At 54.2% G+C, this 21,658-nt stretch carries 12 protein-coding genes, 5 tRNA genes and 3 rRNA genes; 4 read left to right on the top strand and 16 right to left on the bottom strand.

Features of this window, described 5'->3' with window-relative positions:
* Positions 1-205 precede the first annotated feature (205 nt).
* Positions 206-3,652 carry an exodeoxyribonuclease V subunit gamma gene (gene recC, locus NNL38_RS02850; RefSeq protein ID WP_255389550.1) on the bottom strand — a complete coding sequence of 1,149 codons (3,447 nt, stop codon included), beginning with the start codon at positions 3,650-3,652 and terminating at the stop codon, positions 206-208.
* Positions 3,653-3,924: 272 nt separating this feature from the next.
* Between recC and NNL38_RS02845 the strand changes: the two genes are divergently transcribed.
* The gene (locus NNL38_RS02845; RefSeq protein ID WP_255389549.1) at positions 3,925-4,830 is read left to right on the top strand and encodes a LysR substrate-binding domain-containing protein; all 906 of its coding nucleotides are present in this window, start codon (positions 3,925-3,927) and stop codon (positions 4,828-4,830) included.
* A gap of 32 nt (positions 4,831-4,862) precedes the next feature.
* Here the strand turns inward: NNL38_RS02845 and NNL38_RS02840 are convergent, their stop codons facing one another.
* Positions 4,863-5,549: a DNA-3-methyladenine glycosylase I gene (locus NNL38_RS02840; protein ID WP_255389548.1), complete on the bottom strand. Its 687-nt coding sequence runs from the start codon at positions 5,547-5,549 to the stop codon at positions 4,863-4,865.
* Positions 5,550-5,631: 82 nt separating this feature from the next.
* Between NNL38_RS02840 and NNL38_RS02835 the strand changes: the two genes are divergently transcribed.
* Positions 5,632-5,943: a YebG family protein gene (locus NNL38_RS02835; protein WP_255389547.1), complete on the top strand. Its 312-nt coding sequence runs from the start codon at positions 5,632-5,634 to the stop codon at positions 5,941-5,943.
* A 276-nt stretch (positions 5,944-6,219) separates the two neighbouring features.
* Positions 6,220-7,251, top strand: a complete 1,032-nt coding sequence (gene dapD, locus NNL38_RS02830) for a 2,3,4,5-tetrahydropyridine-2,6-dicarboxylate N-succinyltransferase (protein WP_255389546.1) — start codon at positions 6,220-6,222, stop codon at positions 7,249-7,251.
* Positions 7,252-7,314: 63 nt separating this feature from the next.
* Here dapD and NNL38_RS02825 read toward each other — a convergent pair whose 3' ends face one another.
* From NNL38_RS02825 to clpB, 13 genes are all read right to left on the bottom strand, one after another.
* Positions 7,315-7,641 carry a DUF2799 domain-containing protein gene (locus NNL38_RS02825; RefSeq protein WP_255389545.1) on the bottom strand — a complete coding sequence of 109 codons (327 nt, stop codon included), beginning with the start codon at positions 7,639-7,641 and terminating at the stop codon, positions 7,315-7,317.
* Between the two features lie 59 nt (positions 7,642-7,700).
* On the bottom strand, positions 7,701-8,906 hold the full coding sequence (locus NNL38_RS02820; protein WP_255389544.1) for a multidrug effflux MFS transporter: 1,206 nt from the start codon (positions 8,904-8,906) through the stop codon (positions 7,701-7,703).
* A 161-nt stretch (positions 8,907-9,067) separates the two neighbouring features.
* A complete protein-coding gene (locus tag NNL38_RS02815; protein WP_255389543.1) occupies positions 9,068-9,367 on the bottom strand; it encodes a hypothetical protein in 300 nt (99 codons plus the stop codon).
* Positions 9,368-9,703: 336 nt separating this feature from the next.
* A complete protein-coding gene (gene ltrA, locus NNL38_RS02810; RefSeq protein WP_369414611.1) occupies positions 9,704-10,996 on the bottom strand; it encodes a group II intron reverse transcriptase/maturase in 1,293 nt (430 codons plus the stop codon).
* Positions 10,997-11,600: 604 nt separating this feature from the next.
* Positions 11,601-11,677: transfer RNA gene (locus tag NNL38_RS02805), tRNA-Asp, on the bottom strand.
* Between the two features lie 14 nt (positions 11,678-11,691).
* Positions 11,692-11,807 (bottom strand): 5S ribosomal RNA (gene rrf / locus NNL38_RS02800).
* Between the two features lie 127 nt (positions 11,808-11,934).
* Positions 11,935-14,818, bottom strand: a 23S ribosomal RNA gene (locus tag NNL38_RS02795).
* A 272-nt stretch (positions 14,819-15,090) separates the two neighbouring features.
* Positions 15,091-15,166, bottom strand: a tRNA-Ala gene (locus NNL38_RS02790).
* Positions 15,167-15,257: 91 nt separating this feature from the next.
* Positions 15,258-15,333 (bottom strand) — tRNA-Val (locus NNL38_RS02785).
* A gap of 69 nt (positions 15,334-15,402) precedes the next feature.
* A tRNA-Lys gene (locus tag NNL38_RS02780) sits at positions 15,403-15,478 on the bottom strand.
* A 1-nt stretch (position 15,479) separates the two neighbouring features.
* Positions 15,480-15,555: transfer RNA gene (locus NNL38_RS02775), tRNA-Glu, on the bottom strand.
* Positions 15,556-15,651: 96 nt separating this feature from the next.
* Positions 15,652-17,203 (bottom strand): 16S ribosomal RNA (locus NNL38_RS02770).
* Together the 16S, 23S and 5S rRNA genes with 5 tRNA genes alongside form the textbook arrangement of a ribosomal RNA operon.
* Before the next feature lie 514 nt (positions 17,204-17,717).
* On the bottom strand, positions 17,718-20,291 hold the full coding sequence (clpB, locus tag NNL38_RS02765; protein WP_255389542.1) for an ATP-dependent chaperone ClpB: 2,574 nt from the start codon (positions 20,289-20,291) through the stop codon (positions 17,718-17,720).
* A 228-nt stretch (positions 20,292-20,519) separates the two neighbouring features.
* Between clpB and NNL38_RS02760 the strand changes: the two genes are divergently transcribed.
* Positions 20,520-20,912, top strand: coding sequence for a hypothetical protein (locus NNL38_RS02760; protein WP_255389541.1), 393 nt, complete (start codon positions 20,520-20,522; stop codon positions 20,910-20,912).
* Positions 20,913-20,925: 13 nt separating this feature from the next.
* Here the strand turns inward: NNL38_RS02760 and pgeF are convergent, their stop codons facing one another.
* Positions 20,926-21,657: a peptidoglycan editing factor PgeF gene (gene pgeF, locus NNL38_RS02755; RefSeq protein WP_255389540.1), complete on the bottom strand. Its 732-nt coding sequence runs from the start codon at positions 21,655-21,657 to the stop codon at positions 20,926-20,928.
* Position 21,658: the final 1 nt, after the last annotated feature.

Genomic DNA, 21,658 nt, shown 5'->3' with positions numbered 1-21,658 from the left:
CGAACTCAAAGGAATATATCGAATTTAATGACATTCTTATCTGTTGATATGAGAGATCTTTCACATTTTCCCCCGGCGTCATTCGCTATCATTCGCCCCACGAAATCTGGTCACCTCTGGACCTGTGGCCGTACAGCAAGCACCCTACAATCTACAATGATTTGCTGGCGGCCACGCTACTTTTTCTTTCCCTGCTTGCCCAGCCCTACGACTCAACTTTCTGTAGTTTCAGCACTGCCGGTTTGAGGTAAGTTTCTGCGGCCAGCGCCGCCGATTTACTGACAGAATCGTCCCATTCCGGCCATACCCGGTTGATATACACATTCATCCCTTCACCGCTGAACAGATACCCGCCGTTGAACGCTTCGGCCATCTTGAGCCGGGCTTTCTCCTGCGTGTCCTCGTCACTGTGCCAGTTGCCCTGCTTATCCTGGCACGCCTGCAACCCTGCCAGTGCCGTGCGTGGGAAATACGGCAACGGTTGCAACAGTCCCTGATCATAAGCCAGTAATAAGGATGTCAGGTGGGTCCGGGCTTCTGCCGCGTCGACCGGGGCCAGCGTGTAGTGCTCATCCACGCCCAGCAAATGCGTTGGCCCGGCCTGACCGGCCAAGGCCAGACAGAGGTGCTCCATCCAGCCCTGCAAAATATCCTGCGCCCGGATCGCCCCCGGACGATAACGCACCAGCCCTGCCAGGGTGTGGTGCCTGAGCCAGCCCAGCAAGCGGATTGAACGCTCGCCGAGATCCAACGTTAGGTCCACCTCGACATCCGGCAGCGGCTGGGCCATCAGCCCGGTTACGGTATCGGCCAGCGTCTCGATCGGCCCGCGCTCCTGAGCCAGCTCCAGCGCGCCGAACTCCCCGAGCGGCAGCGCGCCGGAAGCTTGTTGATAGCAGGTAAAGCGAGCAAAAAGCGCATCTTTCTGTGCCGGTGTGCCCTGGCTGCCGGCCTCCAGAAAGGCAGTCAGTAATTCGCTGCGCAGCTGGAAGCGGCCCAGCCCGTCGAGGGCAAACGGCTCATCGTCTGCCATCGCCCCTTTGGCCGCCTCGAAGAAGACTTTCAACCGCCGGTTGAAAAAATACTGCACCGGCAGACGCCAGAAACGGATCAGCTCCGCCAACTCCAGCTCAGGCTCGGTGCCCTCGCTCTCCGGCTCCCGGGCCAACGGCTGGCTGTGAAACGCTTCGCTCGCCACCTGATGACGCCGGGCAACCGGCAGCCATTCGGCGGCAAAACTCGGATTCGGCCCCTGAAACGCCTGCGGGCTGAACGGCACCAGCGGATGATAATGTTGCAGCGCGTCGACGATGCGGGCCGCCGATTCATCGGCGCTCAGCGGCTGATCGCCTTCCAGGCAGTATCCCTGCTGGCAGTATTCAAGCAGCTCGCTGACCAGCACCGACGGCATTTTCTCACTGTTATCCTGGATCGAGCGGCCGACATAGCTGATATACAAGGCTTCCTGCGCCGAGAGAATTGCTTCGAGGAACAGATAACGGTCATCATCCCGGCGCGAACGATCCCCGTAACGTCCCTGTCCGGCCATCAGATCAAAGCCTTCCGGCGGGATCGAGCGTGGGTACACGCCGTCGTTCATCCCCAGCAGGCAGACCACCTTGAACGGGATCGAACGCATCGGCATCAGGGTACAGAAGTTGACCTGACCGGCGAGGAAGCGCTGGCTGATCCGCTCGCCGGACAGCTTATCATTGAGATAGCTGCGCAGCACCGCCGGGCTGATGACTTCCCGGTATCCGGCATCGAGCAACTGCTGCTCCAGTTGCTCGAGCTTATCGCGGATCATCCGCAGCACCATTTCCCCGTCGGTATCAACCCGGAAAAAATCATCCAGCAGCTGATTGAGCAGCCCGGTCCATGCCTGTGCTGGTTGCTGCTGCGCCAGCTGCTGACGGTAGTGCATCAACATTTCGACAAACAGGCCGAGCTGACCGGCCAGCTCGGCATCCATACCCTGCACTTCGTCATAGGCCAGGATGCCCTGATACAAACCGGATTCCTGCGGCATTGCATAACCGAGCAGCATACGTTGCAGGCCGAACAACCAGGTGTTCTGGCGCTGGCGCGGCAACTGGAACTCGCTGGCGGTGGCTTCATCCAGCCCCCATCGGATCCCGACTTCTTCAATCCAGCTTTTGACCCGCTCAAAGCGGTCGCTGTCGAAGCCGAACTTCGCCATCACCGCCGGGACTTCCAGCAGTTCGAGAAGCTCTGAGGCCTGACAGCGGCTTTCGGGCAGGCTCAGCAGCCGTAGGAACGCCAGCAACACCGGGTTTTCCTGATCAGCACTGCGATCGGAAATCGAAAACGGGATATAGCGATCGCCCGGCGCATTGCCGAACACGGCCTGAATATACGGGCTGTAACTGTTGATGTCGGCGACCATCACAATGATGTCGCGCGGCGACAGCGACGGATCTGCGGCCAGCATTGCCAGCAAGCGATCATGCAGCACTTCCACCTCGCGCATCGGCGAGTGACAGGCGTGAATGGCCAGCGATTGATCCTGTGGGGAAATCGCCAACTTGTGGTGGCTGGATTCGGTCAGGGTGTCATCGAGACGATCATCCAGGTTGAGAATATCGGCCTGGATCGCATGCAACAGTGTGTCCGACTCAATCTCGACAAACGCCTCCACATCGTAGGCTTCCATCTCGGACAACAGGTAAAGATTATCCCGGCCCAGCTTGCCCAGCGACGCCAGCAAGGTATTGCCAACCGCCCCCTCATGGGTATCATCGACCAGGTTCTCTTCCAGATCGCCTTTGAGCGGCGAGATCAGCTCGCCACGCTCGCTGTGATCAACGCACCACCGGATTTGCTGGCGCTGCCGGGCCGCCAGCCGGGCGAGGTATTTACGATCCCGCACTTCCCCCCAGTAATGACGGCACGGGTTGGTGAACATCAGGTGGACATCAATATGCTTGCCAAGCGCCGCCAGGGCGTCGAGGTAGCGCGGCGGCAAAGCCGAAATCCCGAACACGAACAAGCGCTTCGGTAACCCGGCCGGGAGCGGCGCACCGCTCTGGGCATAGCTATCGAGGGTTTCAATAAAATGATCGTACAGGTTAGCCCGGTGATACGGCGACTGATCCTGCGCCAGGGTATGATCATACAGCGCCTGCCACAGCAGCGGCTGCCACGGATGCTCCCCCGTCAGCTCAGGGTCGATCTCCCCCGCTTCCCAGGCCTGGATCCACTCCGGGCGATACACCAGGTACTGGTCAAAAATGTCTGCGATTTTGCCGGCCAGCTGATAGCGTTTGACGGACTGTTCATCTTCCTGCAGATAGCGGGCCAGCGGCTCAAACGCCGGCAGGCTGAGCAGTTCCGGAAGTACCTTCATCAACTTCCAGGTCATGGCCTCTTTGTTGAAGGCACTGCGCTCAGGCACATCGGCCAGCACCCGGGTAAACATGGTCCAGATAAAGGTCGCCGGGAGCGGAAATTCGATATTGGCCGCAATCCCGAAGGACTTGGCCAGCTCCAGCTTCAGCCATTGCGACATCCCAGGGCTTTGCACCAGGATTTGCTCCTGCTCGAACGGGTTCTCAAGCGGATCGAGCCGGATCAGCTCCACCAGCAGGGATTTCAGCAGTTCCAGTTGATTGGAGTGATAAACAGTAAACACGCAGGTCGCTCGCAGACAAAGAAAATTAGCCTGATTGTCTATCAATCCCGGGCGCCCTGCAAACGAAAGGCTGTGGCACTGGCGGCTTTTCAGCCCCAACGTATTCCGCGCCACCCGTGCAAGCAAAAGCCATCAGCCTGACAACACTCGCTGCACGTCCGGTTGCTGCTTCGCTACACTCTCCGGAGCAGGGCATCGGGCAACAGTAAGCATGGTTAAGCTATGCTGAATCCTTTATGATTCAGGCTCAACCCTATTGAACGAAGCAGGAAATGGCGATTGCACTCAAGCAACTAAAAGTTTTTGTTACCGTGGTCCAGGAAGGCACGATTACGGCCGCAGCCGAGCGGTTATTTCTCTCCAAACCAGCAGTCAGCATGGCGCTGTCTGAGCTGGAGAAACAACTGGGACACAAACTGTTTGACCGTAACAACAACCGGCTGATCATCAACGAGCAAGGCAAACGCTTGTTACCGCTGGCCGATGAATTACTGGCGCGCAGTCGGGCGATTGAGCAATTGTTTGACCACACCGGTCCCGTGACCGGCCAGTTGAAGATTGGCTCCAGCGACACCGTGGGCAACCAGATCACGCCCTTCCTGCTGCGTGACTTTCGCGCCCGCTGTGACCATGAAGAGCAGTCGCTGCATATCGCCAACACCACCCAGATTTGCGACAAACTGAACGAGTTCGAGCTCGATATCGGCCTGGTTGAAGGCAAAGTCCAGGCTCCGGATTTAGCGGCAGAACCCTGGCTGGATGACGAAATGATCGTGGTGTGTCATCCCGAGCACCCGCTGACCCGCGTGCCGGCACTGCAGCTGTCGGATCTGGAGCAATCCCAATGGATCCTCCGCGAGCCGGGCTCCGGCACCCGGGAGTTTTTCCTCAACCGAATCGCGCCACGCTTAGAACACTGGCAACAGGCATTTGAACTCAACACCACCGAAGCCATTATCAATTGTGCTGCCGCCGGGCTGGGGCTGACCTGTCTGTCCCGCCTTGCCGTGGCCCATGCCGTCAACGATCAACGCCTGATACAGCTCGAACTACCACTGGATATGCACCGCCAATACTGGTTGCTGTATCACAGGGAAAAGTACCAGAGCCCGTTACTGAAACTGTTTATCGAGTTCTGCCGGGAATGGCGACTCCCGAACACCCAGCCATCACTTTAAGCTCTCAGCGAACCTTCTCGTCCCGCAGTGCCTTAAACCCGGTTGTCGCCCAGGCTGAAGGCAATCACCTGGCTGATCTGACACAGCGGTCGGCCGGATTCCTGCTGCCAGGCGTGGAACGCCTGCTGCATCGCCTGTTGCGAGCGCTGGGTATCCTTGCCGCCGTCGATGATCCCGGTATGACGCAGATAGGCTTCGACATCCTGGCTCACAATGAAGGTATCCTTGCCCATGACCCGCAGCGTATACGGACCGGTATTGCCGCCCAACCGCTGGCCATGCTTTTTCAGATAGCGCCACAGGCCGGTGATATTCTCGCCCGGCCAGTCGGCCACCATTGCCGAGAAGGAACCGTGCTTCAACGCTGCTTCATGGATCATCTGAGCATTGGCCGGAATGGTCATCACTTTGCCCAGATGGCGGATAATCGCCGGGTCGGTTGCCTTGCGCTCCCACATTTCCGTCGGCATCAGCAGCATTTTCTCAATGTCGAAGCCAAAAAAGGCTTCTTCGAAGTTGGGCCACTTGCTGCGCACCACTTTCCAGCTCATGCCAGACTGAAACACTTTTTCGGAAAAGGCCGCCAGCCAGCGACTGTCTGGAATTGCTTTGATTTCATCAGCTGTAAGCGGTGTCGCCAGTAAACTTTCCAACGCAGCATCGCCGCCTTTGCGCGCTGCTGCACGGGCATAAATCTGATCGAATTTTTCTCTCGCCATCACATTAATTCGCTTCCCTCTGGACAATAGCCACCATGCTACTGTATAAACAGCCAGTAAATCAATTTCGGAGAGGGTGACCATGGCTGTTATCGTCAAATATGTGGTTGAGCGCAACGGAGAAGAAAAGATGACTTTCACCTCTAAATCCGAAGCCGACGCATACGACAAAATGCTAGATATGGCTGACGAGATGTTTGCTTTGCTGGGCGAAAGCGAATTGTTCGAAGATGAAGCCAAACAAGAAGAACTATCACTGTTCCTGGCGCATAAACGTGAGGAAGTGCTAGTCGCACTGGGTGCCAAGAAAAAAGCGGCCCCGAAAAAGAAACCGGCAAAGCCAGCCGAAGTTCAATCTGACGAAGCGGCTGAATCCACGCCGGATGCTGCCTGAGTCCGCTCGGCTTTGACACGCTCTTTTGAATAAGCCTCCTTCATGGAGGTTTATTTATGCATAAAACTCACACTAAACTGATTTTTCTATCACACTTCTCTTTGGATTCCGGTGTGATTCACACCAATCTGCCGCCAATTTTCACTCAATCGCCCACTCCCCCTTCAATATCGTGCCAAGTGTCATTATGATGGGTTTATTCACGATGAGCAGCTTCAGCAGACCACCGGTCTCAACTGCATTGCTCAATCAATTTGACATGGAGAACGATCAATCATGGCCAGCTTTGCCCTAGCCCTTGGTACTGCAACCAAAAACCGCGACAACAAAATCATTGAAGCTTTCTTTCCGACGCCAGTCCTGAACCCGTCTGATGCGCTGGTTTCAGCCATTGCAGAAGTCGTCGATTACAAAGAAGGCAACCAGGCCATTGAAGTCACCCCGGCCCAGTGTGCCGACCTGGCGACGGCGTTCAACACCGCAGGTGAAGAGAAAAGTGCCCAGTTTGCAGCCAAAGCCTCCCTGTCTTCACAGCCGCTGGTGATTGTGGTGCTGGCGAGCGATGCTGCGCCTACGTCCGTTGCCGAAGGTTTCCTGAAACTCCAACTGATCTCTCACCGCCTGGTGAAGCCACACGGTGTGGTGCTGGACGGTATTTTCGGCCTGCTGCATAACATCGCCTGGACCAACCAAGGCCCGATCGATCTGCCAGAGCTGGAAGAGCGCCAGATCGAATCGCGCCTGAACGGCGAAACCCTGACGGTCGATTGCGTCGATAAGTTCCCGAAAATGGTCGATTACGTGGTTCCGGCCGGGGTCCGAATCGCTGATACCTCACGCGTTCGCCTGGGTGCCCACGTGGGTGAAGGCACCACCGTCATGCACGAAGGCTTTATCAACTTCAATGCCGGTACAGCTGGCGTGAGCATGGTGGAAGGTCGTATTTCTGCCGGTGTCATGGTTGGCGAAGGCTCAGATATCGGCGGCGGTGCTTCCATCATGGGTACCCTGAGCGGTGGCGGTAAAGTGGTCGTGTCTATTGGTGAAAACAGCCTGTTGGGCGCCAACGCCGGGCTTGGCTTCCCACTGGGTGATCGCTGCACCATCGAATCCGGCCTGTACGTCACTGCCGGCTCTAAAGTCCGTATGCTCGATGCGAACGGTCAAGAAGTAGAAGTCGTGAAAGCCCGCGATCTGGCCGGCAAGTCCGATCTGCTGTTCCGTCGTAATTCAGTCACCGGCCAAATCGAGTGTCTGACCAACAAGACTGCGGTTGAGCTCAACAGCGAACTGCACAGCAACAACTAATTCCCAGGCATGAAATACGAAAAAGGCTGCGTTGCAGCCTTTTTTATGCTCGCGCCCCGAACGCTAATAACCGCGCTCCACCAGACCATAACTGCCCTGGTTCGGCTTGCATTCGTCCGGATAGCCGGGATTCACCACGGTAGTGACTTGTTTTTTCTTACTACAGTACTCATACCGGCCCTGTAGATAGCCAGCACGATATTCCTCGTAATCCGTTTCCGTCATGGCGCCTTGTTTACTAAGCCGCTTTTCATCCCACTCGAGATACCCCTGCTTGCCGTGATAAGCCCCCAACTGATCCCAGGCATCCTGCTGCGACAACTCTGCTTCATGAGGACTAACACAGCCAACCAACAGGAGCCCGACCACTAAAAGACAGTGCTTGCACATTTCATTGCCTATAACCACTTTGCTTCAGCTGTCTTAATTATGGTTCAACTTTTCTGCCATTACCGGACTTCACTCAGCGAAGCCACCGCCTGCCGTCCACTGGAACTACGGGCACCCAGCGTCACCAGGAGAGCACCGCTCACCGCTGCAACCAGGATCACCCCGCCCAACTGTGCCGGTTGCTGAATCCCTGCTTTCAGCAGCAGGCTGCTGGCAAGCGAGGCAAACATCATCTGACAGGCACCGGAGAGCGCCGACACGGTCCCGGAGCGTTCACGATACGGGACCAACAGCAAAGACTGAGCACAAGGAAACGCCAGGCCATTGGTCATGGCGAGGAAAAAGTGGCCGGAGATCACCCAGGTTGGCACCAGAGGCGAACAAATCAGGATCAAACCTGCGGTGAGTTGCAGAAAAGGGGCGATGAGAAGCATCCGGTGAGCACCAAATTTCGGACTCAACCGCTGACACAGCAAACCACCGGAGAGAAAACCTATCGCCGGAACCATCGCCCAGAGTGCATATTCATCAGACGACATCCCGATTTGCACCTGCATGATAAAGGGCAACAGCGAGATCGCCAGCACCACCAGAGCAAAATTCAGCCAGCCGATCCCAGCAAAGATCAGAAAATGGCGCTCACGCAACAGCGTGCCATAGGACATCACCAACTGGCCGACCGAGCGCGATTGAGCTGGTTTGGCCAGGGTCTCTTTAAACGTCATCGCCATCAGCAACCAAATCACCGCAACATACCCCAGCAGCAACACGAACACTGCCAGCCAGCCGGCATAGTGGTTGATCAACCCGCCCAGCACAGGCGCAATGATCGGGGTAAATGCCGCCACAATGGCCACCCAGCTCATCGCCCTCACCAGGTGGTGGCTCAAGTAACTGTCGCGGATTGTCGCCCGGGCCAGAACGGACACACTCCCGGCGCCCAGCCCCTGGATACAGCGACCGAGCAGCAGCCACGTAAACGACTCCGCCTGAAACACCGCAATCAGCAAGCCAGCCATAGCGATCAACAACCCGGACAGCAATACCGGCCGACGACCAATGACATCAGACAGCGGCCCGTAGATCAGCTGGGAGCCGCCGAAACCGAGCAGATAACCGGAAACCAGGTACTGGGCCTGATCGGCACTGATCCCAAGATCCTTTGCGATCCAGGGTAGCGACGGAAAGATCAATCCGAGGCTCAGCTGACCGATGCTGACGATCAAACACGCCAACAACAAGGGTTTCCAGTGAAATCTGTCCATAACGCTCCTGTATTGTTCTCAATGAACTGCCCAAATGAGGGCGAACTCTTTATTATCCACAACAAGCGGCGAACAAGAAGCAGCGTGTTCTACAGAGATTATTTCTTAACAGGAAAGAGTGATACACCGCCCGGCAATCGGGCGACGCAACAGTAGTGAAATTACTTATTGATGGTATAAGTGAAAGGGTTGGCGAAAGAGAATTTACTCCCGGTGGTGGTGACCTTATTTTGCTTCATCGCTACCAACACCTCTTTCTGGATCCTGATCAGCGCGAAAAAGCGGATCACCATGAAGACGATAAAGACCGGCATGATCACTTGGGCTATCGGGGCCGACTGCATAACCAGATCGTTCAGCAACCAACCGCCGAGCATCAACAGCATGAGATACAAAGAGTGAGGTTTCAGTACAATCTGAATTGCTTGATCGGTTTCAGTACGTTCAAAAAAGAATTTCATGAGATGTTGTTCCATTCCAGTTCATGGCCATACCCTCTCACAACCGCGACGGCCACCACAAGCCCCAATTGCAGTGCCAAGGCAAAGAGTTGTAAACGGGTATGACAATCCAGGAGAAAAAAATAGCAAAAAGCCCTGCAGTTTCCAGCAGGGCTTCTTAAAGCTGGGCCGGCACTCCGGTGGGGCTCATTAGTCCACAGGACGGACATAGAAAGCTCCAAACGTAAAAAAGCCCGAATCTTTCGTCGGGGACGCCTAGTCTCGGGCTATCCGGCCGAAGGACGGACCTTCAAAATCAACAATCGAGTAGGAGGAGGCCTCACGGCCTCCGTCCTCTCACACCACCGTACAAGCGTGGGTCGCATACGGCGGTTCCGAATATATTTTCAGTGACTCGTACCCATCTCGCAACGAGTACAGACCCATCTCCTTGAACCATTTCATTGGCATGGCCTGATTGAGCTGGGGCGATAAAGCCAAGTGCCACCACCCTTTATCTGACATCGCCAGCTTCCACGCATTGCGTTCGCTTACACCCTCTTGGCGTAACCATGTCGCTATGCTGTATCTGCGCTTGCGCTGCTTGAGGCGATAGCACCGTAAGCGCCGCCTTATCCATTCATCCAAGCGCTGCATCGCGCTTTTCCGTATGGCAAGCTTGAAATAGTGTTGCCAACCTCTTAGGTATTGAGTGAGTTCGACTAGGACTGTCTTCAACTCTCGCCCTCGATTCCGCTTCGTTATTTGACGCACTCGCTTCTTCATCTGAGTTTGTGCTGTCTTCGAGATATGGATGCTTCCATCTCGTTGAAAGCGATGGCCTAGGTAAGTCCGCTCTGTCACTCTCGTTGCCGCACTTTTCTCACGGTTAACCCTGAGTTTCAGTTTCTGCTCCAAGAACTCCGTGATTGAGGCTTTTACTCGATTGGCGGCTTCCTCACTGTGCACGTAGATTTGGCAGTCGTCTGCATATCGGCAGAACTTATGCCCTCTTCGCTCAAGCTCTTTATCCAACTCATCTAATACGATATTTGATAGCAGCGGAGATAATGGTCCACCCTGTGGCGTCCCTCGTTGCCTCTGCTCAACTAACCCGTTTCGCATTATGCCTGCCTGTAGGTATGACCTGACCAGCTTCAGGACCCGTTTATCTGTGATGTCCTCCGATAGCCTGTGCATCAGTCTATCGTGGTTCACAGTATCGAAGTATTTCGCCAGGTCTATGTCGACTACATAACCCCGCCCCTCCCTGATGTAGTGGCTTGCTGCCACCAATGCATGGTGGGCACTGCGGTTAGGCCTGAACCCATAACTGTTGCTTGAAAACTGAGGTTCGTAGATATCTGTCAGTACTGAGGTAATGGCCTGTTGGACTACCCTATCAAGTACAGTTGGGATACCTAGCTGCCTCACTCCCCCGCTAGGTTTGGGAATTTCTACACCCAGAACGGGTTGCGGTTGGTAGCTCCCGTCCAGAAGGCTCTGGCGGAGCGCTTGCCCATTAGAAGACTGCCGAAGCATCGAGATAGTCGCTGTTATGTCGAGTTTATCAACCCCAGCACATCCCTTGTTCTTCTTCACTCTTCTCAGGGCTTGGTTCAGATTTGTTGAGGAGCAGATCCGCTCCATCAACTGAGTTGAGGTCACCAAGACTCGTCCTCCTGTCTACGCCGATCATGCTTGTCATTCTTCGTGGCCATGAGCGTCACTTGCGGTGTTGCCCAGTAGTACGTAGAGATGTTGTTCATCTTGCTATGACCCCACATGATTGAGTGTCTAGTGACTGCTTCTTGATATATTCAGTTCCGGCCTTCCCTTGGGTTGTACTTCCCCAAGGTACTATGCCTTCTGCTGACTTCTTATTACCCGTCACACAACATCACTGTTGTATTAGTCTCATCCGAGACAGGTCGTAAGATCTCCCGAGGTAAGACGTTGTTCTTTCCCTTGGCTGTGCCTGATTTACCCGTACACACTTCCCGTCGAGGCATTGGGCTGTTCTATATATTGCTAGGTTACCCAAGTTGTACTGGCCTACTATCAGGTTTCTGTTCGTCACACCCAAGTTTTGCCGTTTGCTTCCTTCAGATCCCACCTCACGGTGGGCACCCTTGCATAGGCTAACGGTTCTCGCTCGACTGAGCCCGTAGAGGACTTTCACCTCCTAGAACAACGCCATGCTCGGCGCACAATGTAAAAAGCCCCGCTATTTCTAGCGGGGCTTTCAAAGAATTGGCGGAGTGGACGGGACTCGAACCCGCGACCCCCGGCGTGACAGGCCGGTATTCTAACCAACTGAACTACCACTCCGCACTAAATTGGAAGCCTGGCGATGTCCTACTCTCACATGGGGAGGCCCCACACTACCATCGGCGCTGTTACGTTTCACTGCTGAGTTCGGCATGGGATCAGGTGGGTCCATAACGCTATGGTCGCCAAGCAAATTCTGTTTATCTTGCGCCTTCGGCGGAAGATACAATCTCGGAAAATCTGACCAGTATTCTCAAACACTCCATTCAAGTGCTTGCGGAGTCCGTACTTCGTAAACAAAACCCCTTGGGTGTTGTATGGTTAAGCCGCACGGGCAATTAGTACAGGTTAGCTCAACGCCTCACAGCGCTTACACACCCTGCCTATCAACGTCGTAGTCTACGACAACCCTTCAGAAGGCTTGAAGCCTTGGGGATGACTCATCTTGAGGCTCGCTTCCCGCTTAGATGCTTTCAGCGGTTATCGATTCCGAACTTAGCTACCGGGCAATGCGTCTGGCGACACAACCCGAACACCAGCGGTTCGTCCACTCCGGTCCTCTCGTACTAGGAGCAGCCCCTCTCAATCATCCAACGCCCACGGCAGATAGGGACCGAACTGTCTCACGACGTTCTAAACCCAGCTCGCGTACCACTTTAAATGGCGAACAGCCATACCCTTGGGACCGACTTCAGCCCCAGGATGTGATGAGCCGACATCGAGGTGCCAAACACCGCCGTCGATATGAACTCTTGGGCGGTATCAGCCTGTTATCCCCGGAGTACCTTTTATCCGTTGAGCGATGGCCCTTCCATTCAGAACCACCGGATCACTATGACCTGCTTTCGCACCTGCTCGAACCGTCATTCTCGCAGTCAAGCGGGCTTATGCCATTGCACTAACCTCACGATGTCCGACCGTGATTAGCCCACCTTCGTGCTCCTCCGTTACGCTTTGGGAGGAGACCGCCCCAGTCAAACTACCCACCAGGCACTGTCCGCAACCCCGATAAGGGCCGACGTTAGAACATCAACACTACAAGGGTGGTATTTCAAGGACGGCTCCACAGATACTGGCGTACCTGCTTCGAAGCCTCCCACCTATCCTACACATGTAGGGTCAATGTTCAGTGCCAAGCTGTAGTAAAGGTTCACGGGGTCTTTCCGTCTAGCCGCGGGTACACAGCATCTTCACTGCGATTTCAATTTCACTGAGTCTCGGGTGGAGACAGCGTGGCCATCATTACGCCATTCGTGCAGGTCGGAACTTACCCGACAAGGAATTTCGCTACCTTAGGACCGTTATAGTTACGGCCGCCGTTTACCGGGGCTTCGATCAAGAGCTTCTCCGAAGATAACCCCATCAATTAACCTTCCGGCACCGGGCAGGCGTCACACCGTATACGTCATCTTTCGATTTTGCACAGTGCTGTGTTTTTAATAAACAGTTGCAGCCACCTGGTATCTGCGACTGCCAGCAGCGCCAAGAGCAAGTCTCTTTACCGCCGGCAGCGTACCTTCTCCCGAAGTTACGGTACCATTTTGCCTAGTTCCTTCACCCGAGTTCTCTCAAGCGCCTTGGTATTCTCTACCCGACCACCTGTGTCGGTTTGGGGTACGATTCCTTGCTATCTGAAGCTTAGAGGCTTTTCCCGGAAGCATGGCATCAATGACTTCACCGCCGTAGCGGCTCGACATCAGGTCTCAGCCTTGTAATCCCGGATTTGCCTAAGATTACAGCCTACACCCTTGAACCTGGACAACCGTCGCCAGGCCCACCTAGCCTTCTCCGTCCCCCCATCGCAATAGCAAGAAGTACGGGAATATTAACCCGTTTCCCATCGACTACGCCTTTCGGCCTCGCCTTAGGGGTCGACTCACCCTGCCCCGATTAACGTTGGACAGGAACCCTTGGTCTTCCGGCGAGGAGGTTTTTCACCCCCTTTATCGTTACTCATGTCAGCATTCGCACTTCTGATACCTCCAGCAGCCCTTACAGGCCACCTTCAACGGCTTACAGAACGCTCCCCTACCCAATACATAAAATGCATTGCCGCAGCTTCGGTGTATCGCTTAGCCCCGTTAAATCTTCCGCGCAGGCCGACTCGACCAGTGAGCTATTACGCTTTCTTTAAATGATGGCTGCTTCTAAGCCAACATCCTGGCTGTCTGAGCCTTCCCACATCGTTTCCCACTTAGCGATAACTTTGGGACCTTAGCTGGCGGTCTGGGTTGTTTCCCTCTCCACGACGGACGTTAGCACCCGCCGTGTGTCTCCCGGATAGTACTTACTGGTATTCGGAGTTTGCAAAGGGTTGGTAAGTCGGGATGACCCCCTAGCCTTAACAGTGCTCTACCCCCAGTAGTATTCGTCCGAGGCGCTACCTAAATAGCTTTCGGGGAGAACCAGCTATCTCCAGGTTTGATTGGCCTTTCACCCCTAGCCACAAGTCATCCGCTAATTTTTCAACATTAGTCGGTTCGGTCCTCCAGTGCGTGTTACCGCACCTTCAACCTGCCCATGGCTAGATCACCTGGTTTCGGGTCTAATCCCAGCAACTGCACGCCCAGTTAAGACTCGGTTTCCCTACGGCTCCCCTATACGGTTAACCTTGCTACTGAAATTAAGTCGCTGACCCATTATACAAAAGGTACGCAGTCACACCCGAGGGTGCTCCTACTGCTTGTACGTACACGGTTTCAGGTTCTGTTTCACTCCCCTCACAGGGGTTCTTTTCGCCTTTCCCTCACGGTACTGGTTCACTATCGGTCAGTCAGGAGTATTTAGCCTTGGAGGATGGTCCCCCCATCTTCAGACAAGATAACACGTGTCCCGTCCTACTCGTTTTCACTGATAAGGTGTTGTCGGTTACGGGGCTATCACCCTGTATCGCGGCACTTTCCAGAGCCTTCACCTGACACCAAATCAACTTAAGGGCTAATCCGGTTTCGCTCGCCGCTACTGCCGGAATCTCGGTTGATTTCTCTTCCTCGGGGTACTTAGATGTTTCAGTTCCCCCGGTTCGCCTCATTAAGCTATGAATTCACTTAATGATAACTGCTGCTGCAGCTGGGTTTCCCCATTCGGAAATCGTAGACTCAAGTGGCTCTTACTGCCTCATCTACGCTTATCGCAAGTTAGTACGTCCTTCATCGCCTCTGACTGCCCAGGCATCCACCGTGTACGCTTAGTCACTTAACCATACAACCCCAAGGGGTCTGTATCGCAAACGACCAAGGTTTCCATCAATGACTTGACGGATTAGTTTGTTTTGCCGGACTCTTCTTACACAAGACACTTGAATGTGTATTGCTTGAGAACTCGTTTCATCACGCTTCAATGAAGAGAAATGAAACTTTAGTATTGAATGTCAAACATTCAATTTACTAGTCAGCTTTCCAGATTGTTAAAGAGCATGTGTTTATCTTTCGATATCCACTGTTTAAAGATTCTCAGGGAAAACCCTTAAAGAGTGGTGGAGCTAAGCAGGATCGAACTGCTGACCTCCTGCGTGCAAAGCAGGCGCTCTCCCAGCTGAGCTATAGCCCCATCATGTGGTGCTTTTTCTTTAGGCAAGGCGTCGGGTTTCGATGTCTAGTTTGCTAAACGAGAAATGCGATAACGCAGCATAAAGGAAAAGTGGTGGGCGATACCGGGCTCGAACCAGTGACCCCCTCCTTGTAAGGGAGGTGCTCTCCCAACTGAGCTAATCGCCCACGATAGTTGCTTATTTGTCTCCGCTTTAAAAAGCAGAAGCAAACTTGCTTTCCTTCGTGGAAAGGAAATGGTGGGTCGTGCAGGATTCGAACCTGCGACCAATTGATTAAAAGTCAACTGCTCTACCAACTGAGCTAACGACCCGTGGCGTCCCATAGGGGAGTCGAACCCCTGTTACCGCCGTGAAAGGGCGGTGTCCTAGGCCTCTAGACGAATGGGACTTTGGTTTCTAAGTTTGGGCACTTAGAACAACATGTTCTTTCTATTTCGACCAGGCAATCTGTGTGGACACTGCGTCAAACAATGCGTCATATCGTTAAGGAGGTGATCCAGCCCCAGGTTCCCCTAGGGCTACCTTGTTACGACTTCACCCCAGTCATGAACCACACCGTGGTAAACGCCCTCCCGAAGGTTAAGCTATCTACTTCTGGTGCAGCCCACTCCCATGGTGTGACGGGCGGTGTGTACAAGGCCCGGGAACGTATTCACCGTGGCATTCTGATCCACGATTACTAGCGATTCCGACTTCATGGAGTCGAGTTGCAGACTCCAATCCGGACTACGACGCACTTTTTGGGATTCGCTCACTATCGCTAGCTCGCCGCCCTCTGTATGCGCCATTGTAGCACGTGTGTAGCCCTACTCGTAAGGGCCATGATGACTTGACGTCGTCCCCACCTTCCTCCGGTTTATCACCGGCAGTCTCCCTGGAGTTCCCACCCGAAGTGCTGGCAAACAAGGATAAGGGTTGCGCTCGTTGCGGGACTTAACCCAACATTTCACAACACGAGCTGACGACAGCCATGCAGCACCTGTCTCAGAGTTCCCGAAGGCACCAAAGCATCTCTGCTAAGTTCTCTGGATGTCAAGAGTAGGTAAGGTTCTTCGCGTTGCATCGAATTAAACCACATGCTCCACCGCTTGTGCGGGCCCCCGTCAATTCATTTGAGTTTTAATCTTGCGACCGTACTCCCCAGGCGGTCTACTTAACGCGTTAGCTCCGAAAGCCAGAATTCAAGACCCCAGCCTCCAAGTAGACATCGTTTACGGCGTGGACTACCAGGGTATCTAATCCTGTTTGCTCCCCACGCTTTCGCATCTGAGCGTCAGTCTTTGTCCAGGGGGCCGCCTTCGCCACCGGTATTCCTTCAGATCTCTACGCATTTCACCGCTACACCTGAAATTCTACCCCCCTCTACAAGACTCTAGCCTGCCAGTTCCAAATGCGATTCCGAGGTTGAGCCCCGGGCTTTCACATCTGGCTTAACAAGCCGCCTGCATGCGCTTTACGCCCAGTAATTCCGATTAACGCTCGCACCCTCCGTATTACCGCGGCTGCTGGCACGGAGTTAGCCGGTGCTTCTTCTGTCGCTAACGTCAAACAACCAGGCTATTAACCTGGCCGCCTTCCTCACGACTGAAAGTGCTTTACAACCCGAAGGCCTTCTTCACACACGCGGCATGGCTGCATCAGGGTTTCCCCCATTGTGCAATATTCCCCACTGCTGCCTCCCGTAGGAGTCTGGACCGTGTCTCAGTTCCAGTGTGGCTGATCATCCTCTCAGACCAGCTAGAGATCGTCGCCTTGGTGAGCCGTTACCTCACCAACCAGCTAATCTCACCTGGGCTAATCCTGACGCGAGAGGCCCGAAGGTCCCCCTCTTTGCTCCGAAGAGATTATGCGGTATTAGCCATCGTTTCCAATGGTTATCCCCCACATCAGGGCATATTCCCAGGCATTACTCACCCGTCCGCCGCTCGCCGCCCTTAACGTTCCCCGAAGGTTCAGTTAAGTCGCTGCCGCTCGACTTGCATGTGTTAGGCCTGCCGCCAGCGTTCAATCTGAGCCATGATCAAACTCTTCAATTTAAGATTTTGTTTGGCTCAATGAATACTGATTGTTCTAACTAAGTTAGAACGAATTGACTGTGCCAAATAACCGAAGTTATTCGTTTTGGTCACTCAGTTCATTGATACCTATTTTGCTTTCACTTTTTTAAAAGTGAAGACAAAAAGTTTTGACTATCATTTCACGAGTGCCCACACAGATTGCATGGTCAAATTGTTAAAGAACATTCCTTTCACGACGCTGACTTATTTCGCCATACTCCGTGTCGGTGAGGCGGCATTATAGAGACTTGGATCATATTGGCAAGAGAGTTTTTCTAAAAATATCATCAAAAACGACCAACCGAACAAATATTGACCACAACACCAACTTGGGTTTGTTTTTTCATCACAACCTTTGCCCATTGGCCGTCTATTCCGATGTTTCAGAATCAATAAAACGGGTCAAAACTCCTTTTATCTAAAATCTCACCCATAAAAAGCCCCCATTTGATTCAAATGAGGGCCTTCGATTTTCGAGATGTTTAATGACTCGTCACTGCTTGGCGGCAATCTTACCGTCTTCAGCTGTCACCGCAATGGCTTTGCCCGGCTCAAACTTGCCCGACAGGATATCCTGCGCCAGCGGGTTCTCGATATAGTGCTGAATCGCACGCTTGAGCGGACGGGCACCATACACAGGGTCAAACCCAGCTTCAGCAATCAGATCCAACGCACTGTCTTTCACCTTCAGCAAATAATCACGCTCTTGCAGACGCTTGACTAAACGCTCCAGCTGTATTGACGCGATATTCTTGATATGCGCCTCGCCCAGTGGGTGGAAGACCACGGTTTCATCAACCCGGTTAATAAACTCAGGGCGGAAATGATGATGCACCACTTCCATGACCGTTTGCTTCATACCGTCATAGTCCAGCTCACCGAAGTGTTCCTGGATTCGATCCGACCCCAGATTCGAGGTCATGATCACCACAGCGTTACGAAAGTCGACCGTTCTGCCCTGACCATCCGTCAGGCGACCATCATCCAGCACCTGAAGCAGGATGTTGAACACATCCGGGTGAGCTTTTTCCACCTCATCAAGCAAAATCACGGAATAAGGCTTACGTCGAACCGCTTCGGTCAGGTAGCCCCCTTCCTCATAACCGACATAACCCGGAGGCGCCCCCACCAAGCGGGCGACGGAGTGTTTCTCCATAAATTCCGACATATCGATGCGGACCATGGCATCATCACTGTCGAACATGAAGTTCGCCAACGTTTTACACAGCTCAGTTTTACCGACCCCAGTCGGGCCGAGGAACAGGAACGAGCCGATCGGACGATTCGGGTCCGACAGTCCGGCCCGGCTACGGCGTATTGCATTCGCCACCGCATCCACGGCTTCGTTCTGGCCGATCACCCGTTTGTGTAAGGCCTCTTCCATGCGAAGGAGTTTCTCACGCTCTCCTTCCAGCATTTTCGCCACCGGGATCCCGGTCTGACGCGACAGTACTTCGGCAATTTCAGCATCAGTGACCCGGTTTTTCAGCAGGCTCATTTCCTGCATTTCCGCCTGTGTGGCCAGATCCAGTTGTTTCTCCAGGGCCGGGATTTTGCCGTATTGCAGCTCCGACATCCGGTTTAAATCACCCGCGCGGCGCGCCACTTCCATATCCGTCCGCGCCTGCTCCAGCTCGGCCTTGATGTGCTGAGTACCGGACAGTGCCGCTTTTTCTGCATTCCAGACTTCTTCCAGTTCAGCATATTCACGTTCTTTGCTGTCCAGCTCTTCGCGTAAATCGCTCAAGCGCTTTTTGCTGGCATCATCACTCTCTTTTTCCATCGCCTGCTGCTCAATCTTGAGCTGTACAATTCGGCGTTCGAGGCGATCGAGCGACTCCGGTTTGGAGTCAATTTGCATCCGGATACTGGATGCGGCTTCATCGATCAGGTCAATGGCCTTATCCGGCAACTGACGATCAGAGACGTAACGATGGGACAGGCCGGCCGCTGCGACGATTGCCGGGTCTGTGATCTCCACATGGTGGTGCAGCTCATAGCGCTCTTTCAGGCCTCGCAGGATCGCCACGGTATCTTCCACCGTCGGCTCTTCCACCAGCACTTTCTGGAAACGGCGCTCGAGCGCGGCATCTTTTTCGACATACTGGCGGTATTCATCCAGCGTGGTGGCACCCACACAATGCAATTCACCGCGTGCCAAGGCCGGCTTGAGCATATTCCCGGCATCCATGGCCCCTTCACCTTTCCCGGCACCGACCATGGTATGTAGCTCATCAATAAAGAGGATCACATTGCCTTCTTCCTGCGCCAGTTCATTGAGCACCGCTTTGAGACGCTCTTCAAATTCGCCGCGATATTTGGCTCCGGCAATCAGGGCACCCATGTCCAGCGACAGCACCCGCTTCTGACGCAGCCCTTCCGGCACCTCGCCGTTGACAATCCGTTGGGCCAGTCCTTCGACAATCGCTGTTTTACCGACCCCCGGCTCACCAATCAGCACCGGGTTGTTCTTGGTTCGGCGCTGTAGCACCTGGATCGTGCGGCGGATTTCATCATCCCGGCCAATCACCGGATCCAGCTTGCCCTGTTCGGCGCGTTCGGTCAGATCAATGGTATATTTCTCAAGGGCCTGGCGGTTGTCTTCCGCATTGGGATCATCAACATTCTGACCGCCACGCACTTGCTCAATCGCTTTTTCCACTTTCTCAGCCGTCAGGCCCATCTGCTTGAGCAGTTGTCCCAACGGACCTTTATCATCCACTGCCGCCAGAATAAACAGCTCAGATGAAATGAATTTGTCTTTGCGCTTCTGCGCCAGTTTGTCACACATGTTCAGTAACATGCCCATGCCGTGGGACAACTGAACATCGCCACCAATACCGCTGACTTTCGGCAGGCGATCCAGTTGTTCGGACAAGCTGGAACGAAGCTGGGATACATCAATATTCAGCAGTGTCAGTAGCGGACGAATGGTACTGCCATCCTGGTTCAGCAAGGCCAACATCAGGTGAGTCGGCTCGATATACTGATGGTCTCGCCCCAATGCTAGCGATTGAGCATCAGAGATCGCCATCTGGAATTTGCTAGTAAAGCGGTCAAGACGCATATGGCCCCCTATCATTATTGAATCACAATCATTGATATGGTTGCCGCAGCGGACATTTTCAAGTTTTTCAAGCTAAGAAGTGCGTCTGATGAAACATCGCTAATGTAAGTCTGATTCAGGATTTAAAGTATTCGTCGAGCTCCCTCGCATAAAGCCGAACTCTCCTTTCCTTCCAGCCCGGGAAAATAGTATTTCGCTCTTATCGCCAACGTTTAATTCAGAGGATTCATGTTCATAGCAGGTATCATTCAACGACGCTTCAAAGCACTTTGGGCAGGTGTCTGGTTCCTTATTCTCCCCTTACCGGCGCAGGCCAGCTTATGTGACGTGGGATTCAACGGGCAGGTGACTTTGGTATCTGTGGCGCACTTTGCGTCCGGCACCAATGCCGGAGACATCGTCAAAAGAAAAGTGGAAGTTCTTCAGGGGATCCTGACCGGCTCAGCCTTTGAACGCAGTTCTGCGATTGAGGCCCACCTGTCGGCTTATACCGATCCGCAAGGTCAGGCGCAGCTCATGATCACGCTCAGTGCGTTTTACTCAGGCAGTTATGACGCCATCACGGCGCTGTTCAATCATCCGGATCATTTATCGGTCGATATTACCCAATGCCAAGCCTGAGCCCGGCGGGCGCTCACGAAGGTTCAATCCAGATCAAGCTGGCCTGACGGCCGGTGATACCGTCGCGGCGATAAGAAAAGTATTGTTGCGGCTGGCTGTAAGTACATTGATCGCCACCAAAGATTTGGTGAACCCCGGCACGGGCCAGTCGCTGGCGCGCCAGCAGGTACAGATCGGCCAGCCACTTCTCACCGTGAGGTTGAAACGCTGCTTCAGCTTCCGGCATCACCGCCATAAACTGCGCCCGGACTTCGCTGCCGACTTCAAAAGCTCCCGGTCCGATTGCCGGTCCCAGCCAGGCCAAGATCGCCTCACCCGGTCCCGCAAATTTTGCCAGCGCCGCTTCAAGAATGCCGTCCGCCAGGCCGCGCCAGCCGGCGTGAACGGCAGCAACCTGCGTGCCATCTTGATCGCACAGCAACACCGGCAGACAGTCCGCCGTCATCACCGTACAGGCCACTCCGGGGGTTTGAGTATAGCTCCCATCAGCATCCGGCAAGGCCGACGTCGACACCGTCAGGGTCAACACTCGGCTGCTGTGGATCTGATTAAGCCAGACCGGCGGCTGGGCCAAATCTAAAGCCTGGCGCAGTGCTTCGCGGTTAGATACTACATGTTCAGACTGATCCCCGACATGGTCGCCCAGGTTCAATCTCTGGTACGGCGCCAGGCTGATCCCCCCTTCACGGGTAGTCGAAACTGCTTTGATATGCGCCGGTGCCGGCCAGTCGGGTGTCAGGAACATG

Source organism: Photobacterium atrarenae (assembly GCF_024380015.1).
GTDB lineage: Bacteria > Pseudomonadota > Gammaproteobacteria > Enterobacterales > Vibrionaceae > Photobacterium > Photobacterium atrarenae.
Note: the sequence above shows the minus strand (reverse complement) of the source record. Positions and strands in the feature narration are given on the sequence as shown.

Bases quoted from the DNA above. Each gene is read 5' to 3' on its own strand.
- NNL38_RS02835 (WP_255389547.1), top strand. From the start codon at position 5,632: ATGGCTGTTATCGTCAAATATGTGGTTGAGCGCAACGGAGAAGAAAAG.
- clpB (WP_255389542.1), bottom strand. From the start codon at position 20,291: ATGCGTCTTGACCGCTTTACTAGCAAATTCCAGATGGCGATCTCTGAT.
- dapD (WP_255389546.1), top strand. From the start codon at position 6,220: ATGGCCAGCTTTGCCCTAGCCCTTGGTACTGCAACCAAAAACCGCGAC.
- NNL38_RS02825 (WP_255389545.1), bottom strand. From the start codon at position 7,641: ATGTGCAAGCACTGTCTTTTAGTGGTCGGGCTCCTGTTGGTTGGCTGT.
- pgeF (WP_255389540.1), bottom strand. From the start codon at position 21,657: ATGTTCCTGACACCCGACTGGCCGGCACCGGCGCATATCAAAGCAGTT.
- ltrA (WP_369414611.1), bottom strand. From the start codon at position 10,996: ATGGAGCGGATCTGCTCCTCAACAAATCTGAACCAAGCCCTGAGAAGA.
- NNL38_RS02815 (WP_255389543.1), bottom strand. From the start codon at position 9,367: ATGAAATTCTTTTTTGAACGTACTGAAACCGATCAAGCAATTCAGATT.
- NNL38_RS02840 (WP_255389548.1), bottom strand. From the start codon at position 5,549: ATGGCGAGAGAAAAATTCGATCAGATTTATGCCCGTGCAGCAGCGCGC.
- NNL38_RS02820 (WP_255389544.1), bottom strand. From the start codon at position 8,906: ATGGACAGATTTCACTGGAAACCCTTGTTGTTGGCGTGTTTGATCGTC.
- NNL38_RS02845 (WP_255389549.1), top strand. From the start codon at position 3,925: ATGGCGATTGCACTCAAGCAACTAAAAGTTTTTGTTACCGTGGTCCAG.
- NNL38_RS02760 (WP_255389541.1), top strand. From the start codon at position 20,520: ATGTTCATAGCAGGTATCATTCAACGACGCTTCAAAGCACTTTGGGCA.